The organism is Luteimonas sp. BLCC-B24 (assembly GCF_028550595.1).
Classification (GTDB): Bacteria; Pseudomonadota; Gammaproteobacteria; order Xanthomonadales; family Xanthomonadaceae; genus Luteimonas.
Genome location: NZ_JAQQGN010000003.1, coordinates 22,224 through 40,438 on the forward strand (window position 1 = coordinate 22,224; position 18,215 = coordinate 40,438).

The following is an 18,215-nucleotide window of genomic DNA, read 5'->3' on the forward strand; positions in this document are numbered from 1 at the left end:
GCGCTAGAACGCCCGCCGCAGGCCCAGCTGCACCCAGCGCCGGTCGTAGAACGCGCCCTGGCGCACGTAGCCGGCCGCCCACTGCACCGACCAGTCACCGGCGACGCCGTGGCGGCCCTGCACGGCGGCCGCGCGCACCGCGCTGGCGACGATGTCCGTGCCCTGCAGCGCATCCTCGCTGCCCGAGGTCAGGCGCAGGCCGATCGCATCGCGCTCGCGGTAGTACCGGTCGAACGCGAGGTCGTGTCCGCTGACGCGGTTGCCGGCCACGTCGGTGCGGTTGAAGGTGTAGCCGAACCGCCACGCGCCCCAGTACTGCTCGACGCCCAGCGCGAGCCGGTCCACGGTCACCTCGGGATAGCGCGTGCGACGCAGGCTGGCGCCGAGCACGGTGCCGCGGTCGAACGCGTGCTGTGCGCGCACGTCGCCGAACCAGCGCGGCTGGAACTCCGATCCCGGCCAGCCGCCGCCGTCGATCTGCAGCGTCCAGCGCGGTGTCAGCGGTACCGCCACGCCGGCCTCGACGCCGCTGTCGACCAGACCGAAGCGGCGCTCCTGCGCGCCTGCGACATACCAGACGCGGCCCTCGGCGGTGCGCCCGTTGACCTCGAACCGCGCAGCGCGCCACGGGTCCAGGCCCTGGGTGAGCCAGTCGTGACGCACGCTCAGGCCCGCCTCGCGATAGGCGGGCGCCGCCGGCCGCACCTCGCCCCCCGCGCGTGCAGGGAGCGACGCCGCCGCGATCTGGTCACGCAGCGCGGCCAGCTCCGGATACGCCGGTGCCACGACCTCGAGCCGGTCCACCGTGCCCTGGGCGGCGGCGCGATCACCCGACCACAGCTGCGCCTGGGCCAGACCGAACAGGTAGTCGGCATTGTCCGGCGCGCGTTCCAGCAGGGCGGCATACAGGGGCACCGCCGCGTCCGCGCGCTGCTGCCAGGCCAGCACCCGCGCGAGCTGGAAGCGCGCCTCGTCGTCGTCGGGCGCCTGCGCGAGACGCGCGCGCAGCTGCAGTTCCGCAGCGACATAGGCCCTGGCCTGGCGCGCGCGCAGGGCCGCATCGTCCTGCGCCCATGCCGGCATGGCCAGTATCGCCACCAGCGCCGCCGCGCCGAGACGGCCCGCGATCACGCGGCCCTCCGCAGCAGCCGCCGCATGCGCGCCACGACTTCGTCGGGCTGGAAGGGCTTGGTGACGTAATCGTCGGCGCCCAGATCCAGCGCGCGCACGATGTCCACTTCGCGCGCCTTGGCGGTGAGCATCAGCACCGGCACGCTGCGCCACGCGGGCACCGCGCGCAGGCGCTCCACGATCTCGATACCGTCGTGATAGGGCAGCATGATGTCCAGGACCACGCCGTGCGGCGGGTCCTGGTCCAGCCGCGCCAGCGCCTGGCGACCATCGACGGCGTGATCGACGGTGAAGCCCTCACGCTCGAACATGAAGCGCAGGATGTAGGCAATGTCTTCCTCGTCTTCCACCACCAGGACCCGTGGCGCAGCGTGTTCGTTCATGGCGGTGGATCTCCTTGTGGTGCGGCGCGCGTGGGCCAGGTGCGCAGGTAATCGCCGATCACGTCGGCCAGCATCGCCCCGCTGTGGCGCGACTTGACCAGCCGGCGCAGCACGATGCCACTGTCGGCAGTGGACGTCGTCCCGTCGGCGTCGAGCGCCGAAAAAATGATGACCAGCGTCGGCGGACTGGCCGCCGCGAGTTCGGCGAGCAGCTCGCTGCCGTCGCCGTCGGGCAGCATGAGGTCGAGGATGACCAGATCGTGGTGGCGCTGGGCCAGGGCGGCGCGCGCCTCGGCCAGTGTACCGGCCGCATGCAGTGCCAGCGGCTCGGGTGCGAGCAGGGTGGCGACCAGCGTGCGCAGATCGGCGTCGTCTTCGACATGCAGCACCTGGGCAGGCGCGTCGGCGTCGCGCAGACACGTGCGTACCGCGTCGAGGATGCGGTCGGACGACAGCGGCTTGGCCAGCCAGTCGACCACGCCCACCGCGCCGCCGGTCACCGCCTCGCGCTCCGGCGACGGCGGTTCCACCCCGAGTGCGAGGATCGGCAGGTGGCGGTAGGCGTCCTGGCTGCGCAGCGCATGCACGAACGCGAGCCCGTCCTCGTCGGGCAGGGCGAGATTGATCGTCAGCGCGTGCACCGGCGTGGACGCGAGCACGCGCCGCGCGGTCGCCGCCGAATCGGCCAGCACCGTCGCGTAGCCATGCGGCTCGAGCATGCCCGCCACCTGGTTGGCGGCGGTGGCGTCGCCGTCGAGCACCAGCACGCAGGGTCGATCGCCCGGACGCACCGCCGACGCCGCGACGCGCCGGGTGGCCTGCGGCAGGCGCACGTGGAAGCGCGTGCCGTGGTCGATTTCGGTGTCGAAGCCGATCTCGCCGCCCAGCTGCTCGACCAGCGAGCGGGTGATCGCCAGGCCCAGGCCGGTGCCGCCGCGGGTGCGCACATCGGAGGAATCGGCCTGGGCGAAGCGCTCGAACACCCGCGCGCGGAACGCCTCGGGGATGCCGGGGCCGCGGTCGGCCACTCCGACCTCCATCGTGGTCGCGCGCGGCGCGACCTCGACCACGACCTCGCCGCCGGGCGGCGAATGCTTGATCGCGTTCGACAGCAGATTCGCCATGATCTGGGCGAAGCGGTCGGTGTCGATCTCGACCTCGCCGTCGTCACCGGGCGCGAGGCGCACGCGCACCTCGTACTCGTCCGCGTAGCCGGCGATGTGCTCGATCGCCTGGGCCACCACCGGGCGCAGCGCCACGGTCTGCAGATGCATGACCAGGCGTCCGCTCTCGAGTTTCTCGACATCGAGGATGTCGTTGATCAGCCGCACTAGCCGCTCGCTGTTCTTGTAGGCGATGTCGAGCAGCGGGCGCTGCGCCGGCGGCACCTCGCCGGCCAGTCCTCCGGTCAGCATCGACAGGCCACCGCGGATCGCGGTGAGCGGCGTGCGCAACTCGTGGCTGACGGTCGAAATGAACTCCGATTTCATGCGCTCGACCTGGCGGCGCGCCGAGACGTCCACCGCCACCGCCAGCACCAGACGCTGCCCGTCCGACAACGTCATCGGCCGCTTCAGCAGTTGGAACCAGCGCTCGCGCCCGCGCGCATCGGTGATCGGAATCTGCGCGCGGCGCAACTCCGGCAGCTCGCGCAGCAGCGCGGTGTCGCCGTCGAGCAGCGGTGCGAGCAGGTCGCCGCCCGGCAGGTCCTGCACGCGCTGGCCCTCGATCCGCGCCGGCGCGACGCCGAGCAGGGCGGCGAAGGCCTCGTTGCACAACAGCACCCGGCCGGCCGCATCGCGCACGAAGATGAGGTTCTCGTCGGCATCGACCACGCTGCGCAGAAACGCCTGCTGATCGCGCAGGCGCCGCCGCGCGCGCGCGGCGTCGGTCACGTCGCGCACGATGGCGAGGCGCTCGCCGCCCTCGGCACGGACCACGCGCACCTCGTGCTCGTGCCCGTGTGCATCGCTCCAGTCGAAGACCAGCAGGGTCTGCCCGGGCTGGCGCGCCACCTGCTCGGCGAACACCGCGCACAGCTCGGGCGGCGGCGGACCGCGGCGTCCGCTCGACTGCGACAGCACGGTCACGCGGCCGTCGGCGTGGAGTTCGTAGAGATCGTCCGGCACCGCCTGCAGCAGCGCGACCTGACGCGCTTCGCCGGTGCGCGCGCTCTCGGCCAGGCGCGCCTGCCGGCGCAGGTTGCGGTTCATCGCCAGCAGGAACCAGATCATCAGCAGCGCGATCACCACGCTGCCGGCCACCACCTGCAGGCGACCGCGCTCCAGCACCTCGGCCGCGAACGCGGACTCGGCCGCCAGCCGCACGCGTTCCTCCGCCTCGAACGCGTCGAGCTGCACGCGCAGGCGATCCATCGCTTCCTTGCCGCCCGCCTTGGCCATCGCATCGGCTGCGCGCGCCAGGCCCAGGCGGTCGCGCCGCTCGATGTTGGCCTCGGCGATGGCGACGCGCCGCTCGATGTCGGCATCGAGGGCCTCGAGCCACTGCGTATCGCCGCGTGCGCGGACCCGCTCACCGAGGGCCGCACGCAGCGCGACCAGATGGGTGCGCCCGCTGCGGTACGGCGCCAGATACTCGGCATCGGCGGTGAGCACGTAACCGCGTGATCCGGTTTCCACATCCTGGAGCGCGGAGAACATGCCCTGGACCACGGTGATCAGCTCGAGGCTGTCGGCGATCGAGGCGTTGGCCTCCAGCAATACGTCCTGCGTGCGCTTGCCCTGCCAGGCCAGCAGGCTCAGCAGCGCGAGCGCAGCGGCAAAGCCCAGGTTGTGCAGGGTCGTGCCGGAGAGAAAACGCAAGACGGAATCCCGTGGGTGTCGGTACGCCGAGCCTATCGGCGCCGGGCCAAAATAACGTGAGCGCTGCGCAGGCGCGACCACTGGCGGCCTCCGCGCACGACCGCACGGGCCCGGGCGGGCCTGCGGCGCGACCTGCATCACACATCGACGTGCGCACCGATGCCGCGCGCACCGTGCGCGCGGTCGCGCCTGAGCATCGCGGCCGCGGTGTTGCCATCACGCGAACGCCGATAGACTTCACGCAACCGGCCCCGCCGCAGCGCACCACCATGGACACCGACAGTCGACCGCCCCACACCTCTTGCACCCAGCGCGCCCACGGCCGCGCGGGGGAGACGACGGCCGCCTGAGGTCCGGTCGTTCTCCGCCGCGGCCGCCGGCGAAGGATGACCCATGATCGAACTCCGCAATCCGCTTCTCGGGCCGCGCCTGGCCCCCACCGACGGCCCATTCGACCCCGCCCGCGCCGCGCGCGAGATCGAACGCTGCCTCGAACGCGACGACTGCCGCCGGCTGGAAACCTGGCTGGCCGAGGCGTTGGCGGCCGACGTGGCCGAGGCCCTGAGCCATCTCGACGCCACGCTCGCCGCGCGTGCGCTGCCGCTGCTGGCGCCGGCCGGACGCGCCGAAGTGTTCGGCTACCTGCCGCTGGACATGCAGTCCGCCCTGGTCGCCGTGCTGCCGCGCGCGCCGCTGACCGAACTGCTGGAACACATGTCGGCCGACGAACGCGCCGATCTGTTCAACGCGCTGCCGCCTGCGCTGCGCGAGCAGGTGCTGCCGGCACTGGCCCAGGCCGAGCGCGAGGACATCCGCCGGCTCAGCGCCTACGGCCGCGACACGGCCGGCGCGATCATGACCTCGGACTATGCGGCGCTCGCGCCCGGCCTCACCGCACGCGAGGCCCTGGACGAGCTGCGCCGTGTGGCCCCCGATGCCGAGACCATCTACACCGCCTACGTCATCGACGCCGGACGCCGGTTGATCGGCGTGACCTCGCTGCGCAGCCTGATCACCGCGACGCCCGATACGCGCGTGTCCGAGTTGATGGAGCGCAATCCCATCGTCGCCCGCGTGGGCGACGACCAGGAGGTGGTGGCCGAGCGCATCCGCCGCTACGACTTCATCGCGCTGCCGATTCTCGACGACGAGGGGCGCCTGGTGGGCATCGTCACCGCCGACGACGCGATGGACGTGGCCCAGGCCGAGGCCACCGAGGACGCACTGCTGGCCGGCGGCACAGCCGGTCGACTGGCGGGCACGGTGCGCGGCGCCTCGATCCGCCAGCTCTACCGGTTGCGCGTGTTCTGGCTGGTGCTGCTGGTATTCGGCAACATCTTCTCGGGCGCGGGCATCGCCCATTTCGAGGACACCATCGCCTCGCATCTGGCGCTGCTGTTCTTCCTGCCGCTGCTGATCGCCAGCGCCGGCAATGCCGGTTCGCAGTCGGCCACGCTGATGGTGCGCGCGCTGGCCACCGGCGACGTGCGCGCCCAGGACTGGAGCCGCATGCTGGGCCGCGAGATTCTGGTGGCGGGCCTGCTGGGCACGACGATGGCGGTGGCGATCTCGGCGATCGGCGTGTGGCGCGGCGGCCCGGACATCGCCGTGGTGGTGGCGATCACGATGCTGGTGGTGGTGCTGATCGGCAGCCTGATCGGCATGTCGCTGCCGTTCGCCCTGTCGAAGTTCCGGCTGGACCCGGCCACCGCCAGCGGCCCGCTGGTGACCTCGATCGCCGACGTGGCCGGCGTGCTGGTGTATTTCGGCATCGCGAGCGTGGTGCTGGGGCCGTGATGCAGTGACGCCGGCTCGACGCCCGCATCGCGGGCCGCGTGTCGGATCCGGTGCGGTGATCCATCGCCGCGCCTGCGACGTAAGCGGAGCAGGCCATTCGGAGGAGCGCCCCGCGATGCACGTGTCGAACCGGATCCTGTTGGCGTTGATGGCATGGGCGGCGCTGACCGGCTGCGCCACCGGCTTTCCGCGCGCGGGCGCGCCCTACGAGGCGCCCGACGGGCTGGACGGCGCCGCAGTGCTCGCGCGCGGCGTGGCCGCACATGGCGGCGACCTGCGTACGCGCGCGGGCGATCTGAACTACGCGAGTGACGGCCGCTGGGCGACGCTGATCCAGCGCATCCAGCCGGTGGTCACCGATGCCGGCTACCGGGTGACGGCGGAGACCCGCTATTCGCCGTCGACCGGCGTGCACGCGATCCGCTACCGCGGCCCGAAGGGTGTGAAACAGGTGGTGCGTACGCCGGGCGCGATCGAGGTGCACTACGACGGCGTGCGCGCGACCGATCCCGAAACACTCCAGGCCGCGGCGATGACCACCGATGCGTTCGAGCTGTTCCATTTCGGGCCGTCGTTTCTCGCCGCGCGCGCCACCGCCGTGACGCGCATGGCCGATGCCGAGGCCTCCGGCCGACAGTACCGGCGCGTGCGCGTGGCGATCGCGCCGGGCTTCGGCCAGGCCGAGAGCGACACCGTGATCGCCTGGTTCGATGCGCAGACGCAGTTGCTGCACCGCGTGCACCTGACCCTCAACGGGTTTCCGACCACGCAGGGCGCGCACGTCGACACCACGCTGACTGACTATCGGAGCGTGGGCGGCGTGATGCTGCCCACCCGGTTCCACGAGCGCGTACGCGGACCGCTGCGCATCGATGCGCACACCTGGTGGGTGACCGGCCTCGATACGGACCGCGGTTGGCAGGCGCGTGACCTGCGCGATGGTGCGTTCGCCGGTGCGGCCGCGCGCGGCGCCGACGCCCTGCCCTGATCGACACCGCGCGGCCGGCGGAGACAGCGCCCGTTCGCGAGCAGCGCGCCGGGTGTAGCCCGGCGCGCTCGCACGCCGCGCGGTTCAGTCCGGCAGCGGCGCCTCGGGATGCACGAGCTTCGCGTCGCGCAGGTCACGCCAGAACGCGGCCGGCACCGTCTCCTCGAGCGCGGCGCGGTCTTCGGCGATGCGGCTCGGTCGGCTGGCACCGGGAATCACCGCCGCGACTGCCGGATTGGCCAGCGAGAACTGCAGGCCGGCGGCCTTCATGCTGACGCCGTAGCGATCGGCGATGGCCTTGATGCGCGCCACCTTGTCGAGAATCGCCTGGGGCGCCGGCGCGTATTCGAAATTCGGCCCGCCGACCAGCGCACCCGAACTGTAAGGCCCGCCGACGACGATGCCCACGCCCTGTTCGGCCGCCTGCGGCATCAGCCGCTGCAGCGCGCGGTCGTGATCGAGCAGCGTGTAGCGGCCGGCGAGCAGGCAGCCATTCGGCTTCGGCTCGTCGAGGTCGAGCAGCAGCTCGATCGCCTCGACCCGGTTCACGCCCAGGCCCCAGCCCTTGATCGTGCCCTCGTCGCGCAGGCGGTCGAGCGCACGGAACGCGCCGGTGCGCGCGCTCTCGAACTTCTCCAGCCAGCTGTCGCCGTAGAAATCCTGGGCGGCGTCGTGCACCCAGGCGATGTCGATCCGGTCGGTCTTCAGGCGCTCGAGGCTGTCTTCGATCGAGCGCAGCGTGGCGTCGTAGCTGTAGTCGTTGACCACGCGGTTGTCGCGGCCATGCGCGAACAGCCCCCCCTTCTCGCCCTGGTCGCGCGCGCTGACGTCCTCCTTTTCGTCGAGGATCAGCCGGCCGACCTTGGTGCTGATGACGTAGTCGGCGCGCGGGCGTTCGGCCAGCGCCTCGCCGAGGCGCAGTTCGGCCAGACCGGCGCCGTAGAGGGGCGCGGTGTCGAAGTAACGGATGCCGTCGTCCCACGCCGCCTCGACGGTGGCGCGGGCCTCGTCGTCGGGGATGTCGCGGAACATGTTGCCCAGCGGGGCGGTGCCGAAGCCGAGCGTGCCGGGCAGGATGTCGGTGAGTGCCATGGAATCTCCTTCAAATCGTCATCGCGGGCGGGCCGCGTCGACCGGACACGATGCCGGTCTCGACCTTCAGGGCGCGTGGTGAAGGCGTTCGGGCACGCCCGGACGGCGCGCGGATGTGCAGGGCGCGGCGCCGACCGGGGCCGCACGCGACACGCGGACCACGCGGACGCCACGCGATGGCACGACACACCCCGATGCCGGACTGCACTCGGCCTCGCCATTGACGCGCGCTGCGGCGCGAGTCCGGCTCAGCGGTACGGCCCCGGTCCACGCCAGACGACTTCGCCGCGGCGGTAGACGCGGTGGAAGCCGATGACCTCGCGCGAATCGCGGATGTTGGCCATCTCCGGATCTTCCGGCGCGAGCATCCGGCAGTCGCTGGACTCGCGGCGCAGGGCGGTTTCCAGCGGACAGACCATGTAGTCGCGTGTGCCCGGCAGCGGGATGAAGAGTTCGGTGACACCCTCGTCGCGCCATTGGCGCAGCCGCGACTCGCTGGTGGTGTCGTAGACCACCTGGTAGCCGCCGACCTCGAGACTGGGCTGGTTGGATGACGAATCCCGCCCGCGGCCCTGGCCGATGCGCGCGGTGCGTTCGCGACCCGCGTTCACCGGCGCCGTGGCCTCGGGCAGCATGCCCGGCGGCTGTCCCCAGACCCGCGTGCGACGCTGGGCATCCGGCGGGCTGGCCGCCGCGCGCGACGGCACGGGCTGCGGCGGCGTGGGCACGGCGGGCGGCGCCGGCTGCGGCGGCGCCTGCTCGGCCAGGGTGTCCGCGGGCGGGGTCTCGTCGGGCGGCAGCGGCTCGGCCGGCGTCTCGACGCGCGTGGTGACGACGCGCGACGGCGCGGGCGCGGCCGGGGCGGGCCGCCGCGTCGGTGGTGGGCTCGGCACCGGAGCGGTCACCGGCTGCGGCGGCGTCACCCCGACGAAGTCCACGACCATCGGACTGCCGGCCGACGCCCCCTGAGGCGGCGTGACCACCATCGGCTGGTGGGTCAGCAACAGCCAGGCCAGCAGCCCGTGCAGCAACACACTCGCGGCACCGGCGATCCAGCGCTGCAGACGTTCGATACGGGGTTCGGGCCGGTCAGCCGCCGGATGCGGTGCCGTGCTCATGCCACCGACGAGGCGTCGGGGGTGTGGACCTTCATGCGGAATCCGGCGGTGCGGCGTGGGGATCTGCATCCTAGCGCGCGGGCGCCGGCCTGCACGCGTGGCGCGGGCGTCTGTTCACCGGATCGTCCGGGCGGGGCCAACGCCGGCCGACGGGCGACGCTTCATGGACCCGCCATCTGCGCGGGAGCGGCATCCACCTCGATATGCGTGGCGCGCCCGCACTCGCGGCGTGCCGGCCCGAGGACGCCGCGCCGCGATCCCGGGGCACCGACGGGCGCGAGGCGCGTCCGCGCTGGACCGCGGCGTCAGTCCTTGAGCGCGTCGGGCACCCGGCCCCCGTTCTCGGCCAGCTTGCGCATCACCGCCTTGTGCAGGGCGATGTTCTGCTCGGCGCTGCCGTGGGCGCCGGCGTTGACGCCGAGTTCGGCGGCGAGTTCCTTGCGCGCATCGAGGCTGGAGTCGAGATCGAGCAGCTTCAGCAGATCGACGATCGAATGGCGCCAGTCGCTCGGCCCGCCTTTGTCCGCGGCCAGGCCGGTGAGCACGGCTTCGACGTCGACCGGTTCGGCCGGCGCCGCGGGCGCGGGTGCAGTCGCCGGAGCGGGAGTGCGCGCGGGCGGCGAGACCTTGGGATCGTGCTCGCTGCCGGTGAAGATCACGGCGGCGGGTTTGGCCGGCGCGGCAGGGGCGGACGCCGGCTTGCGGCCGAAGATGCGATCGGAAATCTTCGAGAACAGGCCCATGCGGCTCACTCCGATGAAGGGAGCGGCGAGTGTGTGCGGGTGTTCGCAAAGGGCGCATGAAAGAATCGTGCGGTCGCGATGCCGCTTCGCAGCAGACGTTAGGCTGTGGTCCGGGCTTGCGTCTGGCTCCGGGTCGCGCAGCCACACATCCATTGATCGAGAGGACATGCAAATGGCGTTGGTGCAATGCAGGGAGTGCGGACGCGAGATCAGCGAGAGGGCGATCGCATGCCCGCAATGTGGCGACCCCAAGCGCACGGCGTCGTCCTCCAGGGGCATCCGGATTCTGCTGGGCGTCCTCGTGCTCGCCCTGGCCGTGTTGTTGTTCGCGTCCGGCCTCCTCGTCACGTGGCTCGCGCCGAACGCGTCGTATCCGATCGAGATAGAGCTGCCGCAGCGGAGCGTCCCATCGACCTCGTTGCAGGCGGACTGCATCCCGCGCGACGCATGCGTATCGACGCAGCTCGCATCCCGCTAAGCCTCCGGACACTTACATAAAAGCAGCGTCCGCCCGGTGCCGTCGGCAGGACCTCACGCACCGTGCGCCGTACGCGATGCACGGCGACACGCCGAACGGGCACCATGACGCATGAGTGCACCGACGACGCGCCGAGGCGCCCCTGCATGACTGCCGCGAGCGCCTCGCCGAAGGGCCGCACCCGCACCCTGCTGTTGATGGCGCTGGCGCTGGTGCTGGCGATGTCGCCGTGGTTTTCCGCCAGCGCGGTGCTGGGCTCCCTGCGCACGACCTGGGGCTTCGGAGATTCCTTCGGGGCGTGGCTGACGATCGCAGTGCAGCTGGGCTTCGTGGCCGGAGCGCTGGGGTCGGCGGCCTCGGGTCTGGCCGACCGGCTTCCGGCGCGGCGGTTGATCGTCGTCGCGGCGCTGGGCGCGGCGCTCGCCAATGCCTGCGTGCTCGCCGCGCAATCACCGGTGCACCTGTTGCTGGCGCGCATGGCCACCGGGGCCTGCCTGGCCCTGGTGTATCCGCCGGCGATGAAGCTGATCGCCACCTGGTTCGTACGCGGACGCGGGCTGGCGCTGGGCGTGCTGATCGGGGCGATCTCGGTGGGTTCGGCCCTGCCGCATCTGGTCAACGCCTTGGGCGGCGCGCGCTGGCAGGGCGTGATCGTGTGGACCTCGGCGGCGACGGTGGCCGGTGCGCTGGTGATCGCGCTGGGCGTGCGCGAGGGGCCGTATCCGTTTCCGCGCGCGCCGTTCCGGCTGCGCGACATCGCCGCGATCGTGCGCAACCGCGGTGTGGTGCTGGCCTCGCTGGGCTACTTCGGTCACATGTGGGAGCTGTACGCGATGTGGGCCTGGTTCGCGACGTTCGCGATGACCGCGGCGGCCGTCGACGGCGACGCCACGCGCGCGTCGTGGCTGGCGTTCGCGACCGTCGCGGCCGGGCTGGTGGGCTGCGTGCTGGCCGGCGGCCTGGCCGACCGCTTCGGCCGCGCACGTACGGCGATGGCGGCGCTGCTGATCTCGGGCGCGTGTTGCGTGGCCGCGGGCTGGGCGCATCTGGCGCCGCTGTGGCTGCTGCTCACGCTGGGCCTGGTCTGGGGCGCCAGCGTGATCGCCGATTCGGCGCAGTTCTCGGCCCTGGTCACCGAGCACGGCGATCCGCACACCGTGGGCACCGCGCTGACGCTGCAGATGGGTCTGGGCTTCCTGCTGACGGTGGCGACAATCTGGATCGTGCCGCTGCTGGCCGGCGCCCTGGGCAGCTGGCGCTGGGTGTTCCTGGTGCTGCTGCCCGGCCCGGCGCTGGGAATCGCGGCGATGTGGGCGCTGCAGCGCGCGGCGCGCCGCGCTGACGGGTCGCCGCGGCCCGGCGCAGTGGCCGGCTCTCAACGCACGGCATAGACCGCGCAGTCGGCGGAGGCCGCCTGCGGCGCGCCGACGAGTGCCAGCACCGACGCATGGGTCGCACCGGTCATCGCCGACAGCATCTGCTGTCGGGTGACGTGGACGAGTGCCGTCACGGCCGCCAGGAACAGCACGGCGCCGACGAGGGCGGAGACCCTGGGCGAACGGAACACGGCCTCCGCGCACCGTGCCGAGGGGTCGTTGCCGGGCGCCGGATGAGGCCGGCGCTCACCGGTGGCTCGGAGGATCTTCATGGCGGTACCTCGCGCGGTGACGGAATCCACCGGCGGCCGCGTGGACGACGCGGCGCCGAGTGGGACCAGTGTCCCCGGCTTGATCGGGGCCGATAAGCCCGCTAGAACGGAATGCCCTGTACGGCCATCCGTACAATCACGTTGCGAGGAGCCGCACTGTGCGCCAACCCAATCTCGGCGATGTGGCCCTGTTCGCCGCGGTCGTCGAGGCGGGGGGATTCCGGGGTGCCGCCCAGCAACGCGGTCTGTCCGCCTCCTCGCTCAGCGATTCGATCCGTCGCCTGGAGCGCGACCTCGGTGTCCGCCTGCTCCACCGCACCACCCGGAGCGTGACCCCGACTGAAGCGGGCGCGCGGCTGCTGACGCGCCTGCGCCCGGCGCTCGCGGAGATCGACGCGGCGGTCAACGATCTTGACGACGGTGCCCGGCCGCTGGGCACGCTGCGCCTCAACGTGCCGGTGCCCACGGCCCGCTTCGTGCTGCCGCAGCTGATCCCCGCGTTTCTCGCACGCCACCCCGGCATCAACGTCGAAGTGACGATGGACAACACCTTCGTCGACATCCTCGCCGCCGGTTACGACGCCGGCGTGCGCTACGGGGAGGACCTGGCCCGGGACATGATCGCCGTGCCGATCGGCCCGCGCCGGCAGCGCTTCGTCGCCGCGGCCGCGCCCGCCTATCTGGACGCGCACGGCGTGCCCACCCATCCGCGTGACCTGCTGGCCCATCGCCTGATCGGCCATCGCTTCGAGAGCGGCAAGGTCGGGGTGTGGGAATTCGAACGCGACGGCGTCACCGTGCGGGTGCCACCCCAGGGCCCGCTGCTGTCGTCCTCGCACGATCTCGAGGTCGGTGCCGCGGTGCAGGGCGTGGGCGTCATCTACACGTTCGAGGAGCATCTGCGCCCCGCGCTCGACCGGGGCGAACTGCAGCCGGTGCTGGCGGACTGGTGGCAGCGCTTCGACGGCCCGTTCCTGTACTACCACGACCGCCGCCTGGTGCCGGCGCCGCTGCGGGCCTTCGTCGAGTTCCTGAAAGCGCAGAGCGCCGACCACGGGTGAGTCGGCACGCGCATGGGCGGTAGGTGACCTCAGCCGGCCGCGTGCCGGCGCTGCAGCGGCAGACGGATGTCGACACCGAAGCCGCGGCCGTCGATGCCCGCACCGCAGCACAGCTGGCCGCCGTGTGCCGTGACCACACGCTCCACCAGCGACAGCCCCATGCCGACGCCCTCGGTGCGAGGCGCGTGACGCTCGCCGCCGCGATAGAACCGTTCGAACACGCGGGTCTGCTCGCCCTCGGCAATGCCCGCGCCGTCGTCCTCGACCCGCAACACGGCCACGCGCGCCGCGCCGTCGCCTTCGACGCCGGTCCGGATGCGTACGCGTGTGCGGGGCCCGCCGTGGCGCAAGGCGTTGTCGAGCAGGTTGCGCACCAGGATGCCGAGATCGTCGATGTCGCCGTGCACCGGCGCCGGACCGCCGTCGACCTCGATCGACTGGCCGCCGCGCAGCGCGACGAGTTCGAACTCGTCGGCGACCATGTTGGCGATCATCGCCAGATCGACATCCATCGCCCGCGCGGCACTGCCACCGGCGTCTACCCGTGCGGCGTCCAACAGCTGCTGGGCCAGGCGCGACGTGCGCTCGATGCCGGCCACCAGCCGGTCGAGCGCCTCGCGTGCCTCGTCGCCGTCACCCGCATGCTGGAGCACCTGGGCCTGGGCCAGCAGCGCGGCCAGTGGCGTGCGCAGCTCGTGCGCGGCTTCCCCGAGAAATTCGCGCTCGTGCTGCAGCGCCGAGTCCAGCCGTTCGAGCACGCGGTTGAACGAGGTGACCAGCGGCCTGATCTCGTCCGGCAGGCCACGCGCGGGCAATGGCGTGAGATCCAGCGACGTGCGCTCGGCCAGCGCGTCGCTCAACCGCACCACCGGGCGCAGCGACCAGTGGACGACCAGCCAGATCGCGACACCGATACCGACCATCAGCAGCAGCGCCGCGAGCAGCGTGGGGCCGCCGAGCCAGCGCAGCATTTCCGCGCGCATCGCCGACTGCGGCAGGCCGACCTGCACCTGCACCCGGCGCCCGGCATCGCTGAGCGCGAACACGCGCCAGGGCACGCCGGCGACCTCGACATCGGAAAAGCCGTCGTCGAACGCCGGCGCCATCGCATGGGCCGGCGCCGGACGCGAGGACATCAGACGCCGTGCATTGCCGATCTCCCAGACCTGGAAACCGAGCGCGCCGAACTTGCCTTCCGACGGCAGGGTTTCGATGTCGAGTACGAAGCGGTCCTGACGCCCCGCGGTGGCGATATCCGCCGGCAGGGCCTGCAGCAGCTGCTCGGCGACGCTGCGCAGCATGGTGTCCACCTCGCCGCCCTGGCGTTCGAGCACGTCCAGATAGACCACCACGAAGCTGCTGCCCCAGGTGGCCAGCAGCACCGCAGCCAGCGCGGCGAGCAGGCGCGTCCGCAGCGCGCCCATCAGGCGTCGTCTCCGGCGCGATAGCCGAAGCCGTGCTCGGTGAGCACGATGCCGTCCCCGAGCTTGCGTCGCAGCTGATGCACGTAGACCGCGACGGTGTTGCTGCCGATCTCGCTTTCATCGCCGTAGAGACGGTCCTGCAGCTGGTCGCGACTGAGCACGCGGCCGCGCGCCTCGAACAGCGCCACCAGGATGCGGAACGCGCTGCCGCTGAGGCTGACGCGCGTGCCGCCGCGGGTCACCGAGCCGGCGCCCGGATCGATCTCCACATCGCGCCAGCGCAGCAGCGGCGTCACGCCGCCCCGGCTGCGGCGCAGCACCGCACGCAGGCGCGCCAGCATCTCGTCGCGCTGGAACGGCTTGACGATGTAATCGTCGGCGCCCGCATCGAGGCCGCGCACGCGGTCGCTCAGCTGGTCGCGCGCGGTGATGATCACGACGGGCGTCGCATCGTAGCGGCCGCGCATCGTCTCCAGCACGTCCAAGCCCGAGCCCTGGGGCAGACCGAGATCGAGCAGCACCGCGGAAAACCCGTGATCGACCAGGGCCGCGCGCGCGGTCGCCACGTCCCGGCAGTGCACGACGCGCCAGCCCTCCTGACCGAGCGCCGACGTCAGGGCCTGGCCGAGCATGTGGTCGTCTTCGACGAGAAGGATGGAATCCATGGCGGTCGGGCGTGAGGCGGGGTGCGAGCGTGCGCCGCCGAGGTTAATAACCGATTAAATCGCAGACGCACAGGGGCGGATGGCGACGCGGGCATCGAAGCCGCGATGCCGACGGGACCGGGTGACCCCGGCGGTTCCGCCGCGCGAGCGCAGCTTCGAAACGGCGCGCGTAGACTCCCGCGAAACCGGTTGCACGACCGGCATCGGAGCCCCCCATGCAGATCACGTGCCCTGCCGAGACGGCGTGCGGCGACGACTGGAACCAGAGCCCACCGCTGCCCGGCGTCGTCGAACTCGACAGCGCCGGGCTCGGCTGGCGCGACGTGCAGGTGCTGCGCGTGCGCGATCCCTGCCTCTGCGACGGCGTGGACATCGTGGCCCCGGGGCACCAGAGCATCGTGCTGATCAAGGCGGCCGCCGAGCCCATCGGCGCGGCCAACATCGAGCGGCGCCGCGGCAGTGGCTGGCTGGGCGCACGCTACCGCGCCGGCGACCTCGGATTCACCGCGCCCGGCGAGGGCGCGACCCTGCGCTGGCGCAACCGGACCGAGCACACCAGTGTCCAGGTCCGGCTCCGCGCGCGCCTGATCGAGGACGCCGCCGAGGCCATGGGCCTGACCGTGCCGGCCGTCCGGCTCAACCGCCTGTCGCACCGGGATCCCACGCTCGGTGCGCTGGTGCTCGCTCTGGAGCGTGCTGCCGAACAGCAGGCATCAACGTTCTACGCCGGCGCGGCGGCGCATTTCCTGGCGGCCCATCTGGTCGGCATGCCCGATGCCCCGCAGCCGGAACGCGCACGCGGGCGCTCCCTCGCCCTGGAGCGCATGGACGCGTTTCTGCGCGCGCGGCTCGCCGACGACGTCACGCTGGCCGAACTCGCCGACCATGTCGGCACGAGTCCGTTCCGGCTGATCCGGCTCTGCAGTGCGCACCACGGCGAGACGCCGTTCCGTCGCCTGCAGCGGTTCCGCATCGAGCACGCGCGGCGCCTGCTGCAGGCGCGCGGCCTGAGCATCACCGAGATCGCCCTGGAATGCGGATACGCAAGCCCCAGCGCGTTCGGCTGTGCATTCCTGCGCGCGACCGGGCTGTCGCCGAGCGCCTATCGCGCGCTCTGATCCGTCGCGTCCACGCGCACGCCGCAACGACGCGAGCGTGGACTGCAATCACGCGAGAGCACGCCCGCCGGCCGGCGTTTACAACAGGGGCCGTCGATCCAGTAGGACGCCCCCATGTCCCAAAACGAAGAGACCGACGGGCCGCCGTCGCTCCGGGTCAGCCGGCGCGAGGTGCTCGCCGGCGGCGTGGCGACGGCCGCGCTGGCCTGGCTGCCCGCAGGCCTGGGCCAGGCCCGGCCCACGGCCATCGCCGGCACACCGGCCGGCGGCGTGCCGGCCGGGCCGTTGACGAGCCCGCTCGCGACGGTCGTCAACGGTGCCCGGATCGAGGTCGACGTCGACAACCGCACCTCGCTGCTCGACCTGCTGCGCGAGGGACAAGGGCTGTTCGGCACGAAGAAGGGCTGCGATCACGGCCAGTGCGGCGCCTGCACCGTGCACGTCGACGGCCGCCGCGTGCTGGCCTGCCTGACGCCTGCGGTGCAGGTCGATGGCCGCGAGGTCACCACGATCGAAGGCATCGCGGGCGACGGCGCACTGCATCCCATGCAGGCGGCCTTCATCGAGCACGATGCATTGCAGTGCGGCTACTGCACGCCCGGCCAGATCATGGCGGCCATCGCCTGCGTCCACGAAGGACATGCCGGCTCCGCCGACCAGGTCCGCGACGCCATGAGCGGCAACCTCTGCCGCTGCGGCGCCTATGCCGGCATCGTCGACGCGGTGCTCGCGGCCGCACCGAAGATGGGGCGCGGCTGATGCGTCCGTTCGCACACGTCCGCGCCACGTCGCTGGAACAGGCGGTCGCGGCCGCCCGGGGCGACGGCGCACGGCTCCTCGCCGGCGGCACCACCCTGTTCGATCTGATGAAGTTGAACGTCGAGGCGCCGGCGACCCTCGTCGACATCAGCGCGTTGCCGGATCTGCAGGACATCGCGGTGTCGCGGCGCGGCCTCACGGTCGGGGCGCTGGCGAAGATGGCCGACGTCGCCGAGCACCGCGACGTCAGGGCGCGGTATCCCGCGCTGTCGGAATCGCTGACCAAGGCCGCGTCGCAGCAGCTGCGCAACATGGCGACGGTGGGCGGCAACCTGCTGCAGCGCACGCGCTGCGGTTATTTCCGCGGCGGCGCGCCCTATCCCTGCAACAAACGCGCGCCGGGCAGCGGCTGCGCCGCGATCGACGGCGCGGATCGCAATCTGGCGCTGCTGGGCACCAGCGACGCCTGCATCGCCAACTATCCGGGCGACTGGGCAGTCGCCCTGGTGGCCTTCGACGCCGAGATCGACATTCTCGGCTCGGGCGGCCTGCGTCGCATCGCGGTGGAAGCCCTGCATCGCGATCCCGGATCGACTCCGCACATCGAAACCGTGCTCGAACCCGGCGACGTGATCACCCGGATCCATGTGCCGGCCTCGCGCGCGCTGCGTGCCTCGACCTATCACAAGGTCCGCGACCGCGCCTCGTACGCCTTCGCGCTGGTGTCGGCGGCCGTCGGCATCGATGTGGCCGGTGGCCGCATCCGTGACGCACGCATCGCGCTCGGCGGCGTCGGCGCCCGGCCCCTGCGCGTGCGCGAGGCCGAAGCCGTGCTGCAGGGACAGCGCTACACCCGCGCGTTGGCGATCGAGGCCGGCGAAGCGGCGCTGCGCGGCGCGCGGACCAGCACCCACAACGCGTTTCGCGTGCCGCTGGGCGTACAGACGGTGGCCGATGCGATCGGCATCGCAATGGAGAGGGCCTGAGG

Annotated in this window: 17 protein-coding genes; 8 read left to right on the forward strand and 9 right to left on the reverse strand. The window is 72.2% G+C overall.

Features of this window, described 5'->3' with window-relative positions; translation table 11 throughout:
- Positions 1 to 3 precede the first annotated feature (3 nt).
- From PQS31_RS07940 to PQS31_RS07950, 3 genes are read right to left on the reverse strand one after another with little or no spacing between them, the layout of a single operon-like run.
- Positions 4 to 1,131, reverse strand: a complete 1,128-nt coding sequence (locus tag PQS31_RS07940; RefSeq protein WP_272762166.1) for a YaiO family outer membrane beta-barrel protein — start codon at positions 1,129 to 1,131, stop codon at positions 4 to 6.
- A complete protein-coding gene (locus PQS31_RS07945; RefSeq protein WP_272762167.1) occupies positions 1,128 to 1,514 on the reverse strand; it encodes a response regulator in 387 nt (128 codons plus the stop codon). Before PQS31_RS07945 ends, PQS31_RS07940 begins: the two co-directional genes overlap by 4 nt.
- Complete coding sequence (locus tag PQS31_RS07950; RefSeq protein ID WP_272762168.1) at positions 1,511 to 4,336, reverse strand: ATP-binding protein; 2,826 nt, start codon at positions 4,334 to 4,336, stop codon at positions 1,511 to 1,513. The genes PQS31_RS07945 and PQS31_RS07950 overlap by 4 nt, the downstream gene beginning before the upstream one ends.
- Before the next feature lie 393 nt (positions 4,337 to 4,729).
- Here PQS31_RS07950 and mgtE point away from each other — a divergent pair, with 393 nt between their 5' ends.
- Both mgtE and PQS31_RS07960 read left to right on the forward strand, forming a co-directional pair.
- Positions 4,730 to 6,133 (forward strand): magnesium transporter, encoded by a 1,404-nt coding sequence (gene mgtE / locus PQS31_RS07955; protein ID WP_272762169.1) that lies wholly within the window; start codon positions 4,730 to 4,732, stop codon positions 6,131 to 6,133.
- A gap of 115 nt (positions 6,134 to 6,248) precedes the next feature.
- On the forward strand, positions 6,249 to 7,121 hold the full coding sequence (locus tag PQS31_RS07960; protein WP_272762171.1) for a hypothetical protein: 873 nt from the start codon (positions 6,249 to 6,251) through the stop codon (positions 7,119 to 7,121).
- Positions 7,122 to 7,205: 84 nt separating this feature from the next.
- Here the strand turns inward: PQS31_RS07960 and PQS31_RS07965 are convergent, their stop codons facing one another.
- The 3 genes from PQS31_RS07965 to PQS31_RS07975 form a co-directional block, all read right to left on the reverse strand.
- Positions 7,206 to 8,213 (reverse strand): aldo/keto reductase, encoded by a 1,008-nt coding sequence (locus PQS31_RS07965; RefSeq protein ID WP_272762172.1) that lies wholly within the window; start codon positions 8,211 to 8,213, stop codon positions 7,206 to 7,208.
- Positions 8,214 to 8,461: 248 nt separating this feature from the next.
- A complete protein-coding gene (locus tag PQS31_RS07970; protein WP_272762173.1) occupies positions 8,462 to 9,331 on the reverse strand; it encodes a type II toxin-antitoxin system RelE/ParE family toxin in 870 nt (289 codons plus the stop codon).
- Positions 9,332 to 9,636: 305 nt separating this feature from the next.
- A complete protein-coding gene (locus tag PQS31_RS07975) occupies positions 9,637 to 10,074 on the reverse strand; it encodes a DUF3597 domain-containing protein (RefSeq protein ID WP_272762174.1) in 438 nt (145 codons plus the stop codon).
- 172 nt (positions 10,075 to 10,246) lie between these two features.
- Between PQS31_RS07975 and PQS31_RS07980 the strand changes: the two genes are divergently transcribed.
- Positions 10,247 to 10,552: a hypothetical protein gene (locus PQS31_RS07980; RefSeq protein ID WP_272762175.1), complete on the forward strand. Its 306-nt coding sequence runs from the start codon at positions 10,247 to 10,249 to the stop codon at positions 10,550 to 10,552.
- Positions 10,553 to 10,698: 146 nt separating this feature from the next.
- Entirely contained in the window at positions 10,699 to 11,943 is a 1,245-nt protein-coding gene (locus PQS31_RS07985; RefSeq protein WP_272762176.1) for an MFS transporter, read from the forward strand.
- On the opposite strand, the gene PQS31_RS07990 is transcribed toward PQS31_RS07985, so the two are convergent.
- The gene (locus tag PQS31_RS07990) at positions 11,928 to 12,200 is read right to left on the reverse strand and encodes a hypothetical protein (RefSeq protein WP_272762177.1); all 273 of its coding nucleotides are present in this window, start codon (positions 12,198 to 12,200) and stop codon (positions 11,928 to 11,930) included. The two genes, PQS31_RS07985 and PQS31_RS07990, sit on opposite strands and share 16 nt — an antisense overlap.
- A gap of 158 nt (positions 12,201 to 12,358) precedes the next feature.
- Between PQS31_RS07990 and PQS31_RS07995 the strand changes: the two genes are divergently transcribed.
- Positions 12,359 to 13,261, forward strand: a complete 903-nt coding sequence (locus PQS31_RS07995; RefSeq protein ID WP_272762178.1) for a LysR family transcriptional regulator — start codon at positions 12,359 to 12,361, stop codon at positions 13,259 to 13,261.
- A 29-nt stretch (positions 13,262 to 13,290) separates the two neighbouring features.
- Here the strand turns inward: PQS31_RS07995 and PQS31_RS08000 are convergent, their stop codons facing one another.
- A complete protein-coding gene (locus PQS31_RS08000) occupies positions 13,291 to 14,685 on the reverse strand; it encodes an ATP-binding protein (protein WP_272762179.1) in 1,395 nt (464 codons plus the stop codon).
- A complete protein-coding gene (locus tag PQS31_RS08005) occupies positions 14,685 to 15,350 on the reverse strand; it encodes a response regulator transcription factor (RefSeq protein WP_272762180.1) in 666 nt (221 codons plus the stop codon). The genes PQS31_RS08000 and PQS31_RS08005 overlap by 1 nt, the downstream gene beginning before the upstream one ends.
- A 215-nt stretch (positions 15,351 to 15,565) precedes the next feature.
- Here PQS31_RS08005 and PQS31_RS08010 point away from each other — a divergent pair, with 215 nt between their 5' ends.
- The 3 genes from PQS31_RS08010 (at position 15,566) to PQS31_RS08020 (ending at position 18,213) form a co-directional block, all read left to right on the forward strand.
- Complete coding sequence (locus PQS31_RS08010) at positions 15,566 to 16,468, forward strand: AraC family transcriptional regulator (RefSeq protein ID WP_272762181.1); 903 nt, start codon at positions 15,566 to 15,568, stop codon at positions 16,466 to 16,468.
- A gap of 114 nt (positions 16,469 to 16,582) precedes the next feature.
- Positions 16,583 to 17,227 carry a (2Fe-2S)-binding protein gene (locus tag PQS31_RS08015; RefSeq protein WP_272762182.1) on the forward strand — a complete coding sequence of 215 codons (645 nt, stop codon included), beginning with the start codon at positions 16,583 to 16,585 and terminating at the stop codon, positions 17,225 to 17,227.
- The gene (locus PQS31_RS08020) at positions 17,227 to 18,213 is read left to right on the forward strand and encodes a xanthine dehydrogenase family protein subunit M (protein ID WP_272762183.1); all 987 of its coding nucleotides are present in this window, start codon (positions 17,227 to 17,229) and stop codon (positions 18,211 to 18,213) included. Before PQS31_RS08015 ends, PQS31_RS08020 begins: the two co-directional genes overlap by 1 nt.
- Positions 18,214 to 18,215: the final 2 nt, after the last annotated feature.

Excerpts from the sequence above, each read along its gene's own strand:
- mgtE (WP_272762169.1), top strand. The coding sequence starts at position 4,730 with ATGATCGAACTCCGCAATCCGCTTCTCGGGCCGCGCCTGGCCCCCACC.
- PQS31_RS08020 (WP_272762183.1), top strand. The coding sequence starts at position 17,227 with ATGCGTCCGTTCGCACACGTCCGCGCCACGTCGCTGGAACAGGCGGTC.
- PQS31_RS07975 (WP_272762174.1), bottom strand. The coding sequence starts at position 10,074 with ATGGGCCTGTTCTCGAAGATTTCCGATCGCATCTTCGGCCGCAAGCCG.
- PQS31_RS08000 (WP_272762179.1), bottom strand. The coding sequence starts at position 14,685 with ATGGGCGCGCTGCGGACGCGCCTGCTCGCCGCGCTGGCTGCGGTGCTG.
- PQS31_RS08015 (WP_272762182.1), top strand. The coding sequence starts at position 16,583 with ATGTCCCAAAACGAAGAGACCGACGGGCCGCCGTCGCTCCGGGTCAGC.
- PQS31_RS07990 (WP_272762177.1), bottom strand. The coding sequence starts at position 12,200 with ATGAAGATCCTCCGAGCCACCGGTGAGCGCCGGCCTCATCCGGCGCCC.
- PQS31_RS07960 (WP_272762171.1), top strand. The coding sequence starts at position 6,249 with ATGCACGTGTCGAACCGGATCCTGTTGGCGTTGATGGCATGGGCGGCG.
- PQS31_RS07980 (WP_272762175.1), top strand. The coding sequence starts at position 10,247 with ATGGCGTTGGTGCAATGCAGGGAGTGCGGACGCGAGATCAGCGAGAGG.
- PQS31_RS07985 (WP_272762176.1), top strand. The coding sequence starts at position 10,699 with ATGACTGCCGCGAGCGCCTCGCCGAAGGGCCGCACCCGCACCCTGCTG.
- PQS31_RS07945 (WP_272762167.1), bottom strand. The coding sequence starts at position 1,514 with ATGAACGAACACGCTGCGCCACGGGTCCTGGTGGTGGAAGACGAGGAA.
- PQS31_RS07970 (WP_272762173.1), bottom strand. The coding sequence starts at position 9,331 with ATGAGCACGGCACCGCATCCGGCGGCTGACCGGCCCGAACCCCGTATC.
- PQS31_RS08010 (WP_272762181.1), top strand. The coding sequence starts at position 15,566 with ATGCAGATCACGTGCCCTGCCGAGACGGCGTGCGGCGACGACTGGAAC.
- PQS31_RS08005 (WP_272762180.1), bottom strand. The coding sequence starts at position 15,350 with ATGGATTCCATCCTTCTCGTCGAAGACGACCACATGCTCGGCCAGGCC.
- PQS31_RS07965 (WP_272762172.1), bottom strand. The coding sequence starts at position 8,213 with ATGGCACTCACCGACATCCTGCCCGGCACGCTCGGCTTCGGCACCGCC.